The sequence below is a fragment of the Nevskia sp. genome (genome assembly GCF_021732705.1).
Taxonomy (GTDB): Bacteria; Pseudomonadota; Gammaproteobacteria; order Nevskiales; family Nevskiaceae; genus Nevskia.
In genome coordinates, this window is record NZ_JAKFUM010000006.1 from 179,752 (window position 1) to 196,738 (window position 16,987).

A 16,987-nucleotide genomic window follows, 5' to 3' on the forward strand; every position below is an offset into this window, starting at 1 on the left:
TCGCGCTAGGGCAGCAGCGAGCGGGTCGCCATCTCGATGGCGTGGTCGATGAAGGCGCTGGTGGCAATGCCTTCGTGCGCGAAGATTTCGCCCTTGGTCATCGCCAGTTGCGCGATGCCATGGGTGAAGCCCCACAGCGACATCGCGACGATCAACGGATCGCCGAGATCGTGGCGCAAGGTGCCGTCAGCCTGACCGGTGCGCAGGGCGGCGATCGTTTCGGCATGCACGGCGCGCCCGGTCATCATCATCCGGTGACAGATGCCGTGCTCGTCCTCCAGCTCGGTATGCTGCGCTTCGGCACGTGCCAAAGCATTGAAATAGACAGGAAATTCCTGAACGAAGCCGATGTATGCCCGTCCGATCGCCTGGATCTGGTCACGGCCTCGGGCATGCCGTGCGCGGGCCTGCGCGAAGCGCTCGCGTAGCAGGTGCAGCCCGCGCAGGCACAGCGCGAACTGCAGTTCGGTCTTGTCCTTGAAATAGACATAGAGCAGGGCCCGTGAGACGCGGGCGGCGCGGGCGATGTCGTCCATCTTCGCGGCGTCGTAGCCCTTCACGGCGAGCACGCGCTCGGCGGCGTCGAGGATGTCTTCCCGGCGTCGTTCCTTTTCCTCGAGTCGGCGTTCTTCGATTCCGTCCATGACCGAACGGTAAGCAAGAACTGGACACGTGTCAAATCAATGGACGCATGTCGCCCGAACGACGGCTGCTGGTCGATGTCGGCGTCCGTCGTCGCCGGCTGAGGGGTTATCGGCATTACTGCCAGCAGCGTGGTTCGCGCGACGGAAACGCCCGCCGGATATGTCGAAAATGTTGCGGGGGGCTGTAATTTCCGGACGTTGCTGATTATTCTCCGGACATTGCTGAACAGTCGTGCAATTCTTTGACTGCCTCGCGTGTCGTCGCCTGCCACGGCTTGCGAGCGGTACGCGCGGTTTCCGGCCGGGAAGGGTCGGGCAGTTCGATCGACCGGCGGGGGCCGGCGATCCAGAACCGAGGCGCGCGTCGGCCCGAGGCCGACAGCGACGTCCGATCAGTTTCGTGCGAACAGCGGGCCCGCCGTCACCGGCCAGGGTTCTGGATCATCATGGGGGAGTACATCGTGAAGAAAGCGAACAGAATCGCGGGCTTGGCTGTTTCCGCGCTGGCCGCGGGCGCTTCTGCGCCGGCGCTGGCGACCGAATTCGATCTGAGCATCGCCGGGCAGGACTTCGGGGCCGTGCTGAACCAGACGCTGACCGCCGGCGTGGCGTTCCGCGTCGAGGCGCAGGACGCCCGGCTGATCGGCAAGAGCAACATCAATCCGAATGTCTGCAGCGGCGTCTATCAGCTCTGCCAGGGTCTGAACCGCACACAGAGCTACCCGGCCGAGCAACTGCGCCGGTCGCCCGGTGCCGCGTCGCTGAACTTCGATGACGGCAACCTCGCTTTCAACCGCGGCGACATCACGCAGTCGCCGATTGTCTGGACCCACGATTTCAAGCTGCAGACCGGTGATTTCGGCTTCTTCTACCGCGGCCGCGCGATCTACGACCCGGCGCTGTATCACGGCACCGTCTACTCGGGGAACCGGATCACCAGCCAGAACTTCGCCACGGTCGGCACGTCCGGCGCGGTGCGCAGCAATCCGTCGAACCGGTATTTCCCGCAGGTCTTCGGTCCGGGCGGCCAGGTCACCGAGAACCGCAACGAGCTGGAAGGCCAGCAGATCGGTCTGCGCTACGACTTTCTCGATACCAACTTCTTCGGCTCGATCCCGATTCCGGGCGACCGCGAGCTGCAGTTCCGCATCGGCCGCCAGACCGTGCAGTGGGGCGAGTCGACGGTGGCGATCCTGAACTCGATCAACCAGGCGCAGCCGATCAACGCCAACAGCTTCTTCCGCAGCGGCAACGGCCTGCTGGAAGACCTGTACATCCCGGTCAACATGCTGCGCGTGTCGACCAACATCGTGCAGGGGCTCAGCGTCGAGGGCTATTACCAGTTCGAATCGCGCCGCGTCGAGATTCCGGTGCCGGGCACGTTCAACTCGTTCGTCGATCTCGGCACGACCAATCTGCGCCAGTTCGTCAACGCCAGCTTCGGCAGCGCGGCCGACGACTTCGAACAGCTCGCCGGCGGCCGCCTGGACAACCCGCTGACCGCAGTCACGCCGACTTCGCTGACCATTCCGCGCCTGCCGGACAAGAAGGCGAGCGATCAGGGTCAGTACGGCTTCAAGCTCAGCTACTACGCCGACTGGCTGAACAACGGTACCGAGCTCAGCGGCTACTTCCTGAACTATCACTCACAGCTGCCGTATGTCAGCACCTATTCGACCAATGCCAGCTGCGCCCGCCGCGAAGGCAGCGCCATCGGCATCGATGCCCGCAACACGACGGAATTCCTGCAGTCCTGCCCGAACCTGCCGATTGCGCTCGGTGGCGTGGCCGGCCAGACCTCGCTGACGCTCGACACGCTGCAGCTGCTGGCGGCGAGCCCGCTGTCGGCGCGGGACATCGGCGGCGATCTCGGTGCGTTCGCGAACCTGATCCTGCCGCGGCCGGGCCTCCAGATTTCCGATGCCGTGCCGTTCGATACCGCGCGCATCCAGCTGGAATACCCGGAAAACCGCAAGCTGATCGGCTTCAGCTTCAACACCACGTACGGCGACTACTCGTATCAGGGTGAAGTGGCGTACCGCCCGAACCTGCCGCTGCAGGTGGCGATCGTCGACCTCGCGTTCGCCGCGTTCGGTCCGACCCTGACCCGCTGCCACGACGAGAGCCTCGGCTGCTTCGGCACGACGAACACGGTGGCGTTCACCGAAAACGGCGGCAACGCCTACAGCGTCTATCCGAGCAACAACTTCGTCGACGGCAACGGCAACAACCCGTTCCCGGGCAACCTGAGCCTCGTCGTCGGATCGGTGCCGGGTTCGGCCCGTTCGTTCCCGAACTTCATCATCCCGTACCGTGGCGGCACGATCGGCGAGAACGCGCCGAACTCCTACATCCAGGGCTACATCCCGGGCAAGGTGCTGCAGTACACGTTCGGCGCGACCCGCGTGCTCGGTGCTTCGGAAAACTGGATTGGCGCCGACCAGGTCATCCTGCTGTACGAAGTCGCCGCGACGCACATCCTGAACCTGCCGAACTTCAGCCGACTGCAGATCGAAGGGCCGGGCACGGCGTACACGTCGGCCAGCGCCGGCGCCGACGGCAGCGGCGCCGATGGCTCCCGCCTTGCATGCTCGACCAACCCGTCGTGCTCGTTCGGTCCGGACGGTCTGCGCTTCAATCCGTTCCAGGCCAACCGCAACCAGTTCGCCAATGCTTTCTCTGGCGGCTACCGCGTCGTCGGCCGCATCAGCTACGAGTCGGTGCTGCCGAGCATCTCGATCCAGCCGCTGTTCATCTTCCAGCACGACGTCTACAACAACGCGCCGGGGCCGGGTCCGAACTTCGTCGAGGGCCGCATCCAGCTGAACTCGCTGTTCGAGATCCGCTACGAGAAGGCGGCCTCGTTCACGATCACCTACAACCTGTACACGCGCGGCGGCGCCAACAACTCGATCCGCGACCGCGACAACATCGGCTTCTTCTTCCGCTACCAGTTCTGACGCGGCCGAAGAGTGTCGAGGCAACCGATGCCCGGCCGCAGTCTGCGGCCGGGCATTTTCCTGTCTGCGGATCGGTGGTTGCGCGGGGCGTGCCGTGATCGGTCCGTCGATCGGACGAGCAAACCGTCTACCATTTGCGCCGTCGACCGATTTCACCCGCCTTCCCGGAGCCTTGCCTTGACCGCCGTTGCCTTGACGCTGCCCGCACACCCGATCGTCCGCTGCCGGAAGCGCGGGTCATGAGCCTGACCAGCACGGTGGTGATCGTCGGCGCTGGCCAGGCCGGCAGCGAACTGGCCGCGGAACTGCGCACGCTGGGGCATACCGGCCGCGTCGTGATGATCGGCGACGAGCCGTCGCTGCCGTACAAGCGGCCGCCGCTGTCGAAAGGCTTTCTGACGGGCGCCGTCAGCACCGAGCAGCTGCTGGTGCGCAATGCCGCCGCGTACGAGCGCAACAGCATCGAGTTCATCGGCGGCACGCGGGTCACCGCGATCGACCGCAAGGCGAAGTCGGTGGCCTTGTCCGATGGCCGCACGCTGGCCTACGACAAGCTGGCGCTGACCACTGGCGGACAGGCCCGTCGCCTGTCGATTCCCGGCGCCGATCTGGGCAACGTGCTGACGCTGCGCTCGATCGCCGATGCCGCGCAGTTGCAGGCGCAGCTGGTCGAAGGCCGGCGTCTGGTCATCGTCGGCGGCGGTTATGTCGGCCTCGAAGCGGCGGCGGTGGCGGTCAAGAAGGGCGCCAAGGTCACCGTGCTCGAAGGCGCGCCGCGGGTGCTGGCGCGGGTCACGGCACCGGAGATTTCCGAGTTCTACACCCGCGTCCATCGCGAGGAAGGCGTCGACATTCGCGTCGATGTCCAGATCGACGCATTCGACGGGGCCGATGGCGTCGTCACCGCCGTCCGGCTGGCCGACGGCAGCCGGATCGACGCCGATTGCGTGCTGGTCGGCATCGGCCTCGTGCCGGGCACCGAGCTGGCCGAAGCGGCCGGTCTTGCCTGCAGCAATGGCATCGTCGTCGACGAATTCGGCCAGACCGCCGACCCGGACATCTTTGCCGCCGGCGACTGCGCCAATCGGCCGAGCGCGCTGCACGGCTGCCGCGTGCGGCTGGAGTCGGTGCCGAACGCGATGGAGCAGGCCAAGCACGCGGCGCGCGCGATGGTCGGCCAGCCGAAGGCCTACGACGAGCTGCCGTGGTTCTGGTCCGATCAGTACGAGCTGAAGCTGCAGATGGCCGGCCTGTCGACCGGCTACGACCAGCTGGTGATTCGCGGCTCGACCGCAACCCGCTCGTTTGCCGCGTTCTACCTGAAGGAAGGCCGGATCATCGCGGCCGATGCGATCAGCCAGCTGAAGGAATTCGGCGTGATGAAGAAGCTCGTCGCCGGGCGCGCGCAGATCGCGCCGGATCGTCTGCGCGACGACTCGCTGGCCTTGAAGGATCTGGCGGCGGAAGCCGGCGTCTGAACCCGGCGCGCGCCGGCGGTGCGCGGCGCGACGTCGCTGCGCCGCCGACGTCGCCCGCGGCCGTGCGCGTCGTCATCGGCTTTGCCACAGCCGCTGGATGCTAGAATTTCGGCATCCTCTTCCAAGCGACGCGGAATGCCGGGCCACGATTGCCCGATGTCTGCCTCCCAACCGCACCTTTCGTGACGATCAACCCCTTGGATTCCGCCTCAACCGCCAGCGCCTCCGCTGTCCTGGCCGGGATTCCGAAGCTGCCTTCGGGTTCCGGTCGATCGTCCGAACTGACCGCCATCCTGTCGCCGATCGCCGACGACATGCTTGCGGTCGATGCCCTGATCCGGGCCCGCCTGTCGTCCGAAGTGCCGCTGATCAACGAGATCGGCGGCTACATCATCGCGGCCGGCGGCAAGCGTCTGCGCCCGGCGCTGGTGCTGCTGATGGCGCGCGCAATCGGCGCGACCGGTGACCTGCCGCATCTGCTGGCCGTGGTCATCGAGTTCATCCATACCGCGACGCTGCTGCACGACGACGTCGTCGACCATTCGGACCGCCGCCGCGGCCGCAAGACCGCGAACGCGGTCTGGGGCAACGCCGGTGCGGTGCTGTCCGGCGATTTCCTGTACTCGCGCAGCTTCCAGCTGATGGTCGAAAGCCGTCGCATGGAAGTGATGCAGGTGATGGCCGACACGACCAACGCGATTGCCGAAGGCGAAGTGCTGCAGTTGATGAACTGCAACGATCCGGACATCACCGAAGCGCGCTATCTGCGCGTGATCGAGCTGAAGACCGCGCAGCTGTTCCGCGCCGCGGCTTCGCTGGGCGCGATCGCGGCCAATGTGCCGGCCGAGCGCATCGGTCATTACGCCGAGTTCGGCCACGCCTTCGGCATGACCTACCAGCTGATCGACGACCTGCTCGACTACACGGCCGACCCGGAAGTCAGCGGCAAGAATCTCGGCACCGACCTCGCGGAAGGCAAGCCGACGTTGCCGCTGCTGCATGCCATGCGCAACGGTTCCGAGCCCCAGCGTGCGCTGATTCGGGACGCGATCGCCAACGGTCGCGTCGATCGCATCGATGAAGTGCTCGAAACGGTTGAAGCCACCGGAGCGATCCCGTACACTCGCGCCCTCGCTGAGACACACAGTGATTCAGCGATCGAAGCGCTTCAGGGTTTGCCCGAAACCCGATACAAGAAAGCGTTGATCGATCTGGTTCGGTTCTGCCTCGGCAGAGAGAGCTGATCGAAGCGGCAAAAGGTTGTAACCGCAATTGCGGGGCGTAGCTCAGCTTGGTAGAGCGCTTGCTTCGGGAGCAAGAGGTCGTAGGTTCGAATCCTGTCGCCCCGACCATCGGATTGCGTGCTGAATCCCAGCCGATCCGGAACACGAGATCACCGCCGCATGCCGATCTCGACTCCTTCCCCAGATTCCGTCGTCACACCGTCCGGCCTGCTGTCCGCAGACGAGCAACCGGCGTGGCGAATCGAGCGTCCGCAGGCCCGGTCGCCGTTCGTGCTGTTGTGCGATCACGCCAGCTGCGACATTCCGCGATCGCTCGACAACCTGGGTCTGTCCGATGGCGAACGCCAGCGCCATATCGGCTGGGACATCGGTGCGCTGGCGCTGTCCCGGAAGCTCGCCGCGTTGCTCGATGCCACGCTGATCGCGCAGCGCTGGTCGCGGCTGGTGATCGACTGCAATCGCCCGCCGGGCACGCCGGAGTCGATCGTGGCGCGCAGCGAGCGCACGGTCATTCCGGGCAATGCCTCGGTCAGCCTTACCGAGCGTGCGGCGCGCGAGCGCGAAGTCTTCCAGCCGTATCACGACACGATCCGCACCACGCTGGACCAGCGCGCGGCCCTTGGCGTGCCGAGCGTGCTGATCGCCGTGCACAGCTTCACGCCGGTGTATCTCGATGTTGCCCGGCCGTGGCACGCGGGTCTGCTGTTCCAGCGGGATGCGCGGCTCGCGGAAGCTTTGGCCGCCGAACTGCAGGCGCAGGATCCGTCGCTCGTCATTGGCCTGAACCAGCCGTACGCGATGGGCGATGACACCGACCACACGCTGGTCGTCCACGGCGAGCGGCGCGGGCTTGCGCATGTCGAACTCGAGATTCGTCAGGACCTGATCGCCGACGATGCCGGTCAGCAGGCCTGGGCGCAGCGGCTGGCACGCTTGCTGCCTCCGCTTCTGCCACCGCTGCTGAACTTGTAGCGCTGGCAGCGGATCGTCCGCTGCGCCACGGCAGGGGGTGCCCGATGCAGATTCGATTCGGCTACGAACTGGTGTACCAGTGCCCACAGCCGACGCCGATGATCCTGAATCTGCACGTGCATTACTCACGTGCCTCGGACCTGATCCGGCCCGACCTGCTGGTGATCGATCCGCCGGTGCCGGTGTCGATGTATCGCGACGGCTTCGGCAACTGGTGCAGTCGGATCGTAGCCCCGGCGGGGCGCATCCGGCTGGCGGCCGATGGTCTGATCCGCGATCACGGCCGAGCGGAACACGCGCTGCCGTATGCGGAGCAGGTGCCGGTCGAAGCGCTGCCGGCGGAGACGCTGGTGTACCTGCTCGGCAGCCGGTACTGCGAGACCGACCTGTTCACGACCATTGCCTGGCAACTGTTCGGACACTCGCCGCCGGGCTGGGTCCGGGTCCAGACGATCTGCGACTGGGTGCATCACAACATCACGTTCGGCTATGCCTACGCGCGGCCGACCAAGACCGCGTGGGAGACCTACAACGAGCGTCAGGGCGTCTGCCGCGACTATGCGCATCTGGCGATCACGTTCTGCCGCTGCCTGAACATTCCGGCGCGCTACTGCACGGCCTATCTCGGCGACATCGGCGTGCCGAAGGTCGACGCCCCGATGGATTTCGCCGGCTCGATGGAAGTGTTCCTCGGCGGCGCCTGGCATCCGTTCGATCCGCGCAACAACCAGCCGCGCATCGGGCGCGTGCTGATCGCGCGTGGACGCGATGCCGCCGATGTCGCGATCACCACGACCTACGGCCAGCACACACTCGAACGCTTCCAGGTGTGGACCGACGAAGTGCCGGAAAGTGGCTCGCTGGCAGCGATGTCGCCCCCTGCAGGCGGCCTCTGAATCGTCTGCGAAGGCAGCCGGGGACCGCCTGCAGGCGACCCCGAATTGCCACGTTTCTGTGTCATCGCCGAAGCCGGATTGGCGCAGGAACGCACATCTTGTTGTTCCGGTTGCGGTGTTCCACAGTAGGGGTCGCGTCGGCTCGCTGATCCGGTCACGGCTGGCGCCCCTTCATCCTAAAAAACTGTACCGAGGAGAATCACGATGGGCATTTTTACGCATGTGGTCGTTGGCACCAATGATGTCGAGCGTGGCCGCAAGTTCTACGACGCCGTGCTCGACACGATGGGCCTGAAGCGCGTGATGAACTTCGACGCCGCTTCGCTGTGGAGCACCGGCGCCGCCGATTCCGACCTGTTCATGATCACCAAGCCGGGCAACGGCCTGCCGGCGACCTACGCCAACGGCGGCACGATCAGCTTCGCCGCGTCGTCGCGCGCAGCCGTGCACAAGTTCCACGAAGTCGCCCTGGCCCATGGTGGCAAGGACGAAGGCGCCCCGGGTCCGCGTTCGTTCACCCCGACCGCATACGCCGCGTACGTCCGTGATCCGGATGGCAACAAGATCTGCTGCTACTGCTTCGCTCCGGCCTGAACGACCGGAGTCGACGTTCCGGTCTCGTCCGGACGTTGACTGAAACAAGAAAGGCGGAGCCCTCGGGCTCCGCCTTTTTTTGTGTCCGGCGCATGGCCGGCGCGTCGGCCGTCGATGCGCCGATGAAGCTTCTGCTCAGACCGCGTCGGGTCCGGCTTCGCCGGTGCGAATGCGCAGCACCTGTTCGAGTTCGGTGACGAAGATCTTGCCGTCGCCGATCTTGCCGGTGTGCGCGGCACGCGTAATGGCGTCGATCGTGGCATCGACCATTTCGGACTTCACCGCAATCTCGATCTTGAGCTTCGGCAGGAAGTCGACCACGTACTCGGCACCGCGGTAGAGCTCGGTATGGCCTTTCTGGCGTCCGAAGCCCTTGACTTCGGTCACCGTAATGCCCGAAACGCCGATCGCGGCCAGCGCCTCGCGCACTTCGTCCAGCTTGAACGGCTTGATGATTCCGGTAATCAATTTCATGTCGAGTCGGGCTCTGGCGGGGGACTGGAAAAGGCTGCTGCACGGTAGCGGTCCCGGCCCGGTGGTTCAAGCAACGAGATCACCCGATGCCGCCGTCGACCGGGATCGGATCACGGCCGTGACGGCCCGACGCTCGGTGTCCGATAAAACGGACGAATCGATTGTCAACAGAAGTTGACTCCGCTACTGTCCGGTCATGAATGCTCCCGATCAGTTCCGGCCGCCGGTGGCGGTCAAGACCCGTCCTCACGCCATCGTCATCGGCAGCGGTTTCGGCGGGCTGGCGGCAGCGGTGCGGCTCGGCGCACGCGGTTATCGCGTCACGGTGCTGGAGAAGCTCGATGCGCCCGGTGGCCGCGCCTACGTCTATCGGCAGGATGGCTTCACCTTCGACGCCGGCCCGACCATCGTCACCGCGCCGTTCCTGTTCGAGGAGCTGTGGGAATTGTGCGGGCGGCGACTGGCCGACGATGTCGAGCTGCGGGCGGTCAGCCCGTTCTATCGCATCCGTTTCGCCAATGGCGAAGTGTTCGACTACACCGGTGATCCGGCGGCGATGCGCGCCGAGATTGCCAAGTTTTCGCCCGATGATGTCGCCGGCTACGAGCGCTTCATGCAGGCCAGCGAAGCGATCTTCAAGGTCGGCTTCGAGCAGCTGGGCCATGTGCCGTTCGACTCGATCATGGACATGGTCAAGGTCGTGCCGGACCTGATGAAGCTGGCGAGCTACCGCACCGTGCACGGTCTGGTCTCGCAGTACATCAAGGACGAGCGCCTGCGCACGGTGCTGAGCTTCCATCCGCTGCTGGTCGGCGGCAATCCGTTCACGACCACCTCGGTCTATTGCCTGATCGCCTTCCTCGAACGGCGCTGGGGCGTGCACTTCGCGATGGGGGGCACCGGGCGGCTGGTCACGGGCCTGGTCGATCTGATCGAAGGGCAGGGCAGTGTCGTGCGCTGCAACGCCGAGGTTGCCCAGATCACGCTCGATGGCCAGCGCGCCACCGGCGTGCAGCTGGTCACCGGCGAGCGGCTGGCGGCCGATGTCGTGGTGTCGAACGCCGATGCCGCGTGGACGTATCGCCACCTGCTGCCGAAATCGGCCAAGCGCCGCTGGAGCGACGGCAAGCTGGCGCGGGCCCGCTATTCGATGGGGCTGTTCGTCTGGTACTTCGGCACGAAGCGGCAGTATCCGGACGTCGAACATCACACGATCCTGCTCGGCCCGCGCTACAAGGAGCTGCTCGAAGACATCTTCGACCGCAAGGTGCTGGCCGACGATTTCAGCCTCTACCTGCATCGCCCGACCGCGACCGATCCGTCGCTGGCGCCGGACGGCTGTGACGCGTTCTACGTGCTGTCACCGGTGCCGCATCTGGAAAGCGGCACGAACTGGGCAGTGGAAGCGGAACGCTATCGCCGCTCGGTAGAAAAGCTGCTGAGCGCCACCCTGCTGCCAGGGCTCGAAGGCGAGATCGTCAGTTCACGGATGCTGACGCCGCAGGATTTTCAGGACCGCCTGAACTCGGTCAATGGGGCGGCGTTCAGTCTGGAGCCGATCCTGATGCAGAGCGCCTGGTTCCGCCCGCACAACCGCAGCGAGGACATCGAGAACCTGTTCCTCGTCGGCGCCGGAACCCATCCGGGTGCCGGACTGCCGGGTGTGTTGTCGTCGGCGCGGGTGCTCGATGCCGTGGTGCCGAATCCGGATACGTTCGCGCATGCCCTTGCCTGAGTCGTCCGCAGCCCTGCGCGATCCCGCCGCCGCCGATCTCGCCGCCTGCCGGCGCCTGCTGCGCGCCGGTTCGAAGTCGTTCTATGCCGCGTCGCTGCTGCTGCCGGCCGCGATCCGCCACCCGGCATGTGCGCTGTACGCGTTCTGCCGGCTGGCCGATGACGCGGTCGACATCGACAGCGGCGGTCTCGCCGCCGTCGAGCAGCTGCGCCTGCGGCTGGACGCGGTCTACGCCGGCACGCCGCACGAGATTCCGGCAGACCGGGCGCTGGCGGTGGTCGTCGTGCGCCACGGCATTCCGCGGACCCTGCTCGACGCGCTGCTCGAAGGCTTCGTCTGGGATTCCACCGCACGCCGCTACGACAGCCTTGCCGATCTGCAGGCCTATGCGGCACGGGTCGCCGGCACGGTCGGCGCGATGATGGCGCTGCTGATGGGCGTGCGCGAGCCGTCCGCCATCGCCCGCGCCTGCGATCTCGGCGTGGCGATGCAGTTCACCAACATCGCGCGCGACGTCGGCGAGGATGCCCGGAATGGCCGGGTCTATCTGCCGGCGGACTGGCTGCGCGACGCCGGCCTCGCGCCGGAAGACCTGCTGGCGAATCCGCGCTTCGATGCGCCGCTGGCCGGCGTCATCGAGCGCCTTTTGGCGGAAGCCGATCATCTGTACGCCCGCGTCGATTCCGGCCTCGTGCGCCTGCCGGCAGCGTGCCGCCCGGGCATCAACGCCGCACGCCTGCTGTACGCGGAGATCGGCCATGAACTGCGTCGCCGTGGCGGTGACTCCATCAGCCAGCGCGCTGTGGTGCCGGGCAGCCGCAAGCTCGGTCTGCTGATGCAGGCTTATGCTGCCGATCTCGATCCGGCCGCCGGCGCCGATGTTCCGGCGATTCCGGCCGTGCAGTTCCTGATCGACGCCGTGGCCCGGACGCCGGCGCCGCCGCCGGACGTTGCCGCGCAGATCGCCCAGACCTCGCCGCCGTGGTGGCAGTTCCGCGCTCGCGCGCTGTGGGTCATCGACCTGTTCGAGCGGCTGGAACGCAGCGAACGCGAACGCATGGCCGAACGGCACCGGAACAGCGGCTGGCCGCCGATGGCGACGGGCCTGCAGGCCAGCGAAAGCTGAGCGCGGCCCGGATTCACCGATGAAGATCGACTGGTTCGCCGTGCTCGACCTCGGCCTCGCGTTCGGCGTGATCCTCGCGCTGGCGTTCTGGGAACTGATCGCGCTTCGCCGCTCACAACGGCGAGATCGCGAAGCCGAAGCGCGTGCCGCGCAGGAGCAGGCAACGCGCCCCGATCCGAAGCCTGACGACGACTCCCCGAAGCCCGGCTAGCGCCGTGCGCGCGGCATCCGGAACGGCAGCATCGCCTGCACGATCGGCTGCCTGAAACGGTCGAGATCCAGGCTTTCATGAACGCCGATGGCGCGTTCGCCACGCAGCTTCGACTCGATCACCGAGCGCGCGTAGAACGGTGTGTCTTCCAGCGTTTCGGCGACCGTGGCGCGCGGGTCGTCGGCGCGCGTTTCGCGGCGTATGCGCCAGCCGGTGCCGGGCAGCGCAACCGAAGCCGGTGGCTCGAAGCGCGTGGTCCGGCCCTGCGTGTCGAAATGCAGCGCCAGCACGTCGCGCTCGCCGCTGCGCCGCGTGCTGTCGTAGAGCACGGCCGAGCCATCGCGCAGGCTGCTGCGTGACCAGTGCCAGCCAGTGAAGGCGTCCTCGATCGGCGAGTCGCCGCTGTTCGAATCGAGATAGGCCATGCCGTTCCAGCTGGCGGCCGGGGCATCGAGCTTGACCTCGACCCGCGCGCACGGCGCGATCGGCTGCCAGCAATGTCGACCGTCGGCAGCCAGCAGTTCGACATGATGGGCCAGCGCCTGCGGATGCAGCGTGATCCGGCCGCGGATGCGTGACGGCCACGGCGCGGTGATTTCATCGAGCTGGATGGTCAGCGCGCGGCCGTTCCACCACAGCTCGCTGCGGCCGATCGCGAGGCTGTCGGCATCGCGCGACAGGCTGCCGCTGCGGCGCTCGGTCATCGCCCAGCGTCGATGCTTGCCGTACAGCGCGACATTGACCGCGCAGTGCTGGGTCGGGTCGGCCGGCCCGCGGCGGCGGGCGTGGCGGTAGTACGGCGAAAAGACGCTGCCGATGAACGCGATCAGCGTGATGCCGTGCTGACCGTCGTCGCTGAGACCGTCGAGGTACCACCAGCGATAGCCATTGGCCGCGACCGGCGCGTCGAACCGAGGTCGGCCATCAGGCTGGTGGCCGCCAGCTGGCCTGACAGGGCGGCCATCGGCACTCCCGGCCCCGGATGCGTGCTGCCCCCGGCCAGATACAGACCCGGCACCCGGGTGCGGGCTCCCGGCCGGTTGAACGACGCCCGCCACCCGTGCGACGCCGGGCCGTACAGCGCTCCCCCGGTCCCCGGAAACAGCTTGTTGAAGTCCGTCGGCGTGGTGATCAGCGTCCGTTCCGGTTGCCGCTGCAGATGCAGGCCGCAGCGTTCCATCAGGGCGAAGGTCGATCGTTCGCATGGCAGCAGTTCCGATGAGTCGTAGCGATGGTGGTCGCCGTTCGAAGGGGCATTGACGAGACACAGCAGCCGCTCGGGCAGGCGCGTGCCGGCGGTCGCCGCGTCGTCGCGATCCTGGGCACAGACGTAGACCGTCGGTGCTTTCGGCAGGTGGCCGAGCTTGAAGATGTCGTCGAACTCGGCGCGGTAGTCGTTCGAGAAAAACACGTTGTGCCGGCTCAGCGGAAAGCCGCTGGTGCGCGCGACCATCGCCCAGGTCACGGCCGACAGCGAGCGCATCCGCCTCGGCATCGGCTTGACCGCGGCCTGGCCGGCATCGCCGAACAGGCCGCCGGCGACGGCCGCCGGATCGGCGTTGACGATCACGGCGTCGGCATACAGGCATTCGCCATTGTCGAGCCGCACGCCGGTCACCCGCGAGCCGTTCGACAGCAACTCGAAGACCTCGGCGCCGTAGCGGATCTCGGCGCCGGATTGCGTCGCGGCATCGGCCAGCGCCAGCGCCAGACGGCCCATGCCGCCGCGCACGCGCCAGACCCCATCCTGCTCGACGTGCGCGACCAGCATCAGGGTCGCCGGCGACTGGAACGGCGACGAGCCGCAGTAGGTCGCGTAGCGGCCGAACAGCTGGCGCAACCGCTGATCGTGGAAATGCGTGCCGAGCGCTCGCCACAGGCTGGCGAACGGCGTGATCCGCCAGAGATCGCCGAGCCGGGCAAGGCCGACCTCGCGGATCAGCGCCAGCGGGCTGTCGCAGGACTGGCGAATGAACGGCCCTTCCAGCGTCTGGTAGATCTTTCGGGCGCGCTCGCTGAATTCGAGGAAGCGCAGGCCTTCGGCCGGTGTCGCGAAACGGCTGATCGCGGCGGCGGAATCACCGACCTCGGCATGCAGATCGAGCCGCGCGCGTTCGTCCCAGGCGTGGCGGGCGAGGATGTCGGCCCGTTCCAGATCGACGAACGACGGCAGGCTCAGCCCGGCCTTGTCGAACAGCGCATCGAACACCCAGCGCATCGTCAGCACCGTGGGTCCGGCATCGATCCGGGTATTGCCGATGGTCACCGTCCGCATCTTGCCGCCGGGCTGCGCTGCCCGTTCCAGCACGGTGACGGCATGCCCCTGCGCTGCCAGTTCGATGGCTGCCGACAGCCCTCCGACACCCGCGCCGACGATCAGAACCTTGTTGCTGCCCATGCGCCGCCTTCCATTGCCCCGAGCCGATCGGAATCGGCGTTGACGCGACACTAGCAGGTGTCTATATTGATTTACAGTCAAAGAGTAAACAAAGATTTACAGCTCGGATGATTCGCGATCCCGCGATCACCGCCCGATCTCACCGCCCCTGCGGCGGTGCACGGGACACGCGAAACAAGAGGGCACGGCAATGGCTTCCACGACGCGTATCGAGCAGGCCCTGATGGCCGCGCTGGCCCCGAGCGAATCCGGTGGCTGTCCCCCGAAACTGATGGCTGCGCTGCGCTATGCCGTGTTCCCCGGCGGTGCCCGCATCCGGCCACGGCTGTGCCTGGCCGTGGCGATGGCCAATGGCGATGACGATCCGGCCGCTGCCAGCGCCGCCGCCGCCGCCATCGAGCTGCTGCATTGCGCGTCGCTGGTCCACGACGATCTCCCGTGCTTCGACAACGCCGAAACCCGGCGCGGCAAGCCGTCGGTGCATCGCGCCTTCGGTGAGCGCATCGCGGTGCTGACCGGCGATGCGCTGATCGTCACGGCCTACCAGTCGCTGGCCGCGTCGCTGGCGGCGAATCCCGGCCGGCTCGCACCGCTGATGCAGATCGCCAGCCGGGCAGTGGCGGCGCCGTCCGGCATCTGCGCCGGTCAGGCCTGGGAATGCGAGCCGCTGGCGGTGCTGTCCGACTACCAGCAGGCCAAGACCGGCGCGTTGTTCGCCGGCGCCACGATGGCCGGCGCCGCTGCGGCCGGCGTGGCCGATCACGAACAATGGCGCGCGCTCGGCGAACGTCTGGGTGAAGCGTTCCAGGTGGCGGACGACATTCTCGATGTCGCCGGCAATGCCGAGAAGATCGGCAAGCCAACGGGTCAGGATGCCAGCCTCGGCCGCCCGAACGCGGCGCGGGAACTGGGACTGGCCGGTGCCATCAACCGGCTCGAGACGCTGGTCAGCAGCGCCATCTCGGCGATCCCGGACTGCGTCGGCGCCAATGCGCTGCGGGCCGCGATGCTGCTCGAGATGCAGGGCCTGCTGCCGGTCGAACTGCGTCGCGCCGCCTGACCGGCAGCCGACGACCACCGGACAAGGGCGACCTGTGTCGACACTGGGCGCCGAACTGAACGGCTCATGGCAGGACCGCTTCCACGCGGCCTGCAACGCCGTGCTGGCCAATCCGGCCTTCCGACGATTCGCCGCGCAGTTTCCGCTGACCCGGCCGATCGCTCGCCGTCGCGCCCGCGCGGTGTTCGATCTGGTGTCCGGCTTCGTCTACTCGCAGGTCCTGCTGGCCTGCGTCCGGCTGAAGGTGCTGGAAGCGCTGGCCGAAGGACCGACGACGGTCGAGGCGCTGTCGCTGCGCATCGGCCTGCATCTGGACGGCACGCAGCGTCTGATCGACGCCGCCATCGCGCTGAAGCTGGCCTCGCGCTGCAGCGACGGCCGCGTGCGCCTCGGCCCGGTCGGTGCGCCGATCGTCGGTGATGGCGGCATTTCCGCGCTGGTCGAACACCACGCGCTGTTCTACGCCGACCTGCGCGATCCGGTGACCTTGCTGCGCGACGGTCCGCAGGACAGCGAACTGGCGCGCTACTGGCCGTACTGCGCCAATCGCAGCGGCGAAGGCTTCGAGCCGGAGCGGATCGCGGCCTACAGCCGGCTGATGACGGCCTCGCAGACGCTGATCGCCGATCAGGTCCTCGCGGCGTACTCGATGCGCCGGCACCGCCGCGTGCTCGATGTCGGCGGCGGCGAGGGCACCTTTCTGGCCGCGGTCGGTCAGCGCTGGCCGCAGCTGCAGCTGTTCCTGTTCGATCTGCCGCCGGTGGCCGAACGCGCTCGCCAGCGTCTGCACGCGCAGGGGCTTGCATCGCGCGCGCTGGCACTGGGCGGCAGTTTCCTCAGTGATCCGCTGCCGCTCGGCGCGGACCTCGTCACCTTGATCCGCGTGATCCACGACCACGACGACGAATCGGTGCTGAAGCTGCTGCGCGCGGTGCAGGCCGCCTTGCCGAGCGATGGCCGCGTGCTGATCGCCGAGCCGATGTCCGAGGCCGCCGGGGCTGAAACCGTGGGCGATGCCTATTTCGGCTTCTACCTGCTGGCGATGGGCCGCGGCCGGCCGCGAACACCGGCACGGATCGGCGAGCTGCTGGCCGCCGCAGGCTTCGGCAGCGTCCGCCAGATCCCGACCACGATGCCGCTGCAGACTTCGGTGATCGTTGCCGATGTGGTTCGGGACTGATCGATGTCAACCCTG

The 16,987-nt window shown here is 67.1% G+C and carries 15 protein-coding genes and 1 tRNA gene; 12 read left to right on the forward strand and 4 right to left on the reverse strand.

Annotated features, from left to right (window positions below; genetic code table 11):
• Positions 1-5 precede the first annotated feature (5 nt).
• Complete coding sequence (locus QZ951_RS06275) at positions 6-644, reverse strand: TetR/AcrR family transcriptional regulator (protein ID WP_292999678.1); 639 nt, start codon at positions 642-644, stop codon at positions 6-8.
• Positions 645-1,132: 488 nt separating this feature from the next.
• Between QZ951_RS06275 and QZ951_RS06280 the strand changes: the two genes are divergently transcribed.
• The 7 genes from QZ951_RS06280 to QZ951_RS06310 all read left to right on the forward strand — a co-directional run bounded on the left by QZ951_RS06280 (position 1,133) and on the right by QZ951_RS06310 (position 8,788).
• Complete coding sequence (locus QZ951_RS06280) at positions 1,133-3,604, forward strand: DUF1302 family protein (RefSeq protein ID WP_292999679.1); 2,472 nt, start codon at positions 1,133-1,135, stop codon at positions 3,602-3,604.
• Between the two features lie 239 nt (positions 3,605-3,843).
• Entirely contained in the window at positions 3,844-5,082 is a 1,239-nt protein-coding gene (locus QZ951_RS06285; protein ID WP_292999680.1) for an FAD-dependent oxidoreductase, read from the forward strand.
• Positions 5,083-5,396: 314 nt separating this feature from the next.
• The gene (locus QZ951_RS06290) at positions 5,397-6,326 is read left to right on the forward strand and encodes a polyprenyl synthetase family protein (protein ID WP_366943825.1); all 930 of its coding nucleotides are present in this window, start codon (positions 5,397-5,399) and stop codon (positions 6,324-6,326) included.
• A gap of 31 nt (positions 6,327-6,357) precedes the next feature.
• A tRNA-Pro gene (locus QZ951_RS06295) sits at positions 6,358-6,434 on the forward strand.
• Between the two features lie 51 nt (positions 6,435-6,485).
• Entirely contained in the window at positions 6,486-7,298 is an 813-nt protein-coding gene (locus QZ951_RS06300; protein ID WP_292999682.1) for an N-formylglutamate amidohydrolase, read from the forward strand.
• A gap of 44 nt (positions 7,299-7,342) precedes the next feature.
• The gene (locus tag QZ951_RS06305) at positions 7,343-8,194 is read left to right on the forward strand and encodes a transglutaminase family protein (protein ID WP_292999683.1); all 852 of its coding nucleotides are present in this window, start codon (positions 7,343-7,345) and stop codon (positions 8,192-8,194) included.
• 204 nt (positions 8,195-8,398) lie between these two features.
• Complete coding sequence (locus QZ951_RS06310; protein WP_292999684.1) at positions 8,399-8,788, forward strand: VOC family protein; 390 nt, start codon at positions 8,399-8,401, stop codon at positions 8,786-8,788.
• Between the two features lie 135 nt (positions 8,789-8,923).
• Here the strand turns inward: QZ951_RS06310 and QZ951_RS06315 are convergent, their stop codons facing one another.
• Positions 8,924-9,262 (reverse strand): P-II family nitrogen regulator, encoded by a 339-nt coding sequence (locus QZ951_RS06315; protein WP_292999685.1) that lies wholly within the window; start codon positions 9,260-9,262, stop codon positions 8,924-8,926.
• Between the two features lie 196 nt (positions 9,263-9,458).
• Between QZ951_RS06315 and QZ951_RS06320 the strand changes: the two genes are divergently transcribed.
• The 3 genes from QZ951_RS06320 to QZ951_RS06330 are packed head-to-tail and all read left to right on the forward strand — an operon-like array spanning position 9,459 to position 12,334.
• Complete coding sequence (locus tag QZ951_RS06320) at positions 9,459-10,997, forward strand: phytoene desaturase (protein WP_292999686.1); 1,539 nt, start codon at positions 9,459-9,461, stop codon at positions 10,995-10,997.
• Positions 10,984-12,123, forward strand: a complete 1,140-nt coding sequence (locus QZ951_RS06325; RefSeq protein WP_292999687.1) for a phytoene/squalene synthase family protein — start codon at positions 10,984-10,986, stop codon at positions 12,121-12,123. Before QZ951_RS06320 ends, QZ951_RS06325 begins: the two co-directional genes overlap by 14 nt.
• A gap of 19 nt (positions 12,124-12,142) precedes the next feature.
• Positions 12,143-12,334: a hypothetical protein gene (locus tag QZ951_RS06330; RefSeq protein ID WP_292999688.1), complete on the forward strand. Its 192-nt coding sequence runs from the start codon at positions 12,143-12,145 to the stop codon at positions 12,332-12,334.
• Here QZ951_RS06330 and QZ951_RS06335 read toward each other — a convergent pair.
• Positions 12,331-13,038 (reverse strand): hypothetical protein, encoded by a 708-nt coding sequence (locus QZ951_RS06335; RefSeq protein ID WP_292999689.1) that lies wholly within the window; start codon positions 13,036-13,038, stop codon positions 12,331-12,333. The two genes, QZ951_RS06330 and QZ951_RS06335, sit on opposite strands and share 4 nt — an antisense overlap.
• A gap of 122 nt (positions 13,039-13,160) precedes the next feature.
• Entirely contained in the window at positions 13,161-14,732 is a 1,572-nt protein-coding gene (gene crtD, locus QZ951_RS06340) for a 1-hydroxycarotenoid 3,4-desaturase CrtD (RefSeq protein ID WP_292999690.1), read from the reverse strand.
• Between the two features lie 190 nt (positions 14,733-14,922).
• Between crtD and QZ951_RS06345 the strand changes: the two genes are divergently transcribed.
• Both QZ951_RS06345 and QZ951_RS06350 read left to right on the forward strand, forming a co-directional pair.
• Positions 14,923-15,792: a polyprenyl synthetase family protein gene (locus QZ951_RS06345; RefSeq protein ID WP_292999691.1), complete on the forward strand. Its 870-nt coding sequence runs from the start codon at positions 14,923-14,925 to the stop codon at positions 15,790-15,792.
• Positions 15,793-15,826: 34 nt separating this feature from the next.
• The gene (locus QZ951_RS06350; RefSeq protein WP_292999692.1) at positions 15,827-16,972 is read left to right on the forward strand and encodes a methyltransferase; all 1,146 of its coding nucleotides are present in this window, start codon (positions 15,827-15,829) and stop codon (positions 16,970-16,972) included.
• Positions 16,973-16,987: the final 15 nt, after the last annotated feature.

Bases quoted from the DNA above. Each gene is read 5' to 3' on its own strand.
- QZ951_RS06275 (WP_292999678.1), bottom strand. From the start codon at position 644: ATGGACGGAATCGAAGAACGCCGACTCGAGGAAAAGGAACGACGCCGG.
- QZ951_RS06285 (WP_292999680.1), top strand. From the start codon at position 3,844: ATGAGCCTGACCAGCACGGTGGTGATCGTCGGCGCTGGCCAGGCCGGC.
- QZ951_RS06290 (WP_366943825.1), top strand. From the start codon at position 5,397: ATGCTTGCGGTCGATGCCCTGATCCGGGCCCGCCTGTCGTCCGAAGTG.
- QZ951_RS06300 (WP_292999682.1), top strand. From the start codon at position 6,486: ATGCCGATCTCGACTCCTTCCCCAGATTCCGTCGTCACACCGTCCGGC.
- QZ951_RS06305 (WP_292999683.1), top strand. From the start codon at position 7,343: ATGCAGATTCGATTCGGCTACGAACTGGTGTACCAGTGCCCACAGCCG.
- QZ951_RS06310 (WP_292999684.1), top strand. From the start codon at position 8,399: ATGGGCATTTTTACGCATGTGGTCGTTGGCACCAATGATGTCGAGCGT.
- QZ951_RS06315 (WP_292999685.1), bottom strand. From the start codon at position 9,262: ATGAAATTGATTACCGGAATCATCAAGCCGTTCAAGCTGGACGAAGTG.
- QZ951_RS06320 (WP_292999686.1), top strand. From the start codon at position 9,459: ATGAATGCTCCCGATCAGTTCCGGCCGCCGGTGGCGGTCAAGACCCGT.
- QZ951_RS06325 (WP_292999687.1), top strand. From the start codon at position 10,984: ATGCCCTTGCCTGAGTCGTCCGCAGCCCTGCGCGATCCCGCCGCCGCC.
- QZ951_RS06330 (WP_292999688.1), top strand. From the start codon at position 12,143: ATGAAGATCGACTGGTTCGCCGTGCTCGACCTCGGCCTCGCGTTCGGC.
- QZ951_RS06335 (WP_292999689.1), bottom strand. From the start codon at position 13,038: ATGACCGAGCGCCGCAGCGGCAGCCTGTCGCGCGATGCCGACAGCCTC.
- crtD (WP_292999690.1), bottom strand. From the start codon at position 14,732: ATGGGCAGCAACAAGGTTCTGATCGTCGGCGCGGGTGTCGGAGGGCTG.
- QZ951_RS06345 (WP_292999691.1), top strand. From the start codon at position 14,923: ATGGCTTCCACGACGCGTATCGAGCAGGCCCTGATGGCCGCGCTGGCC.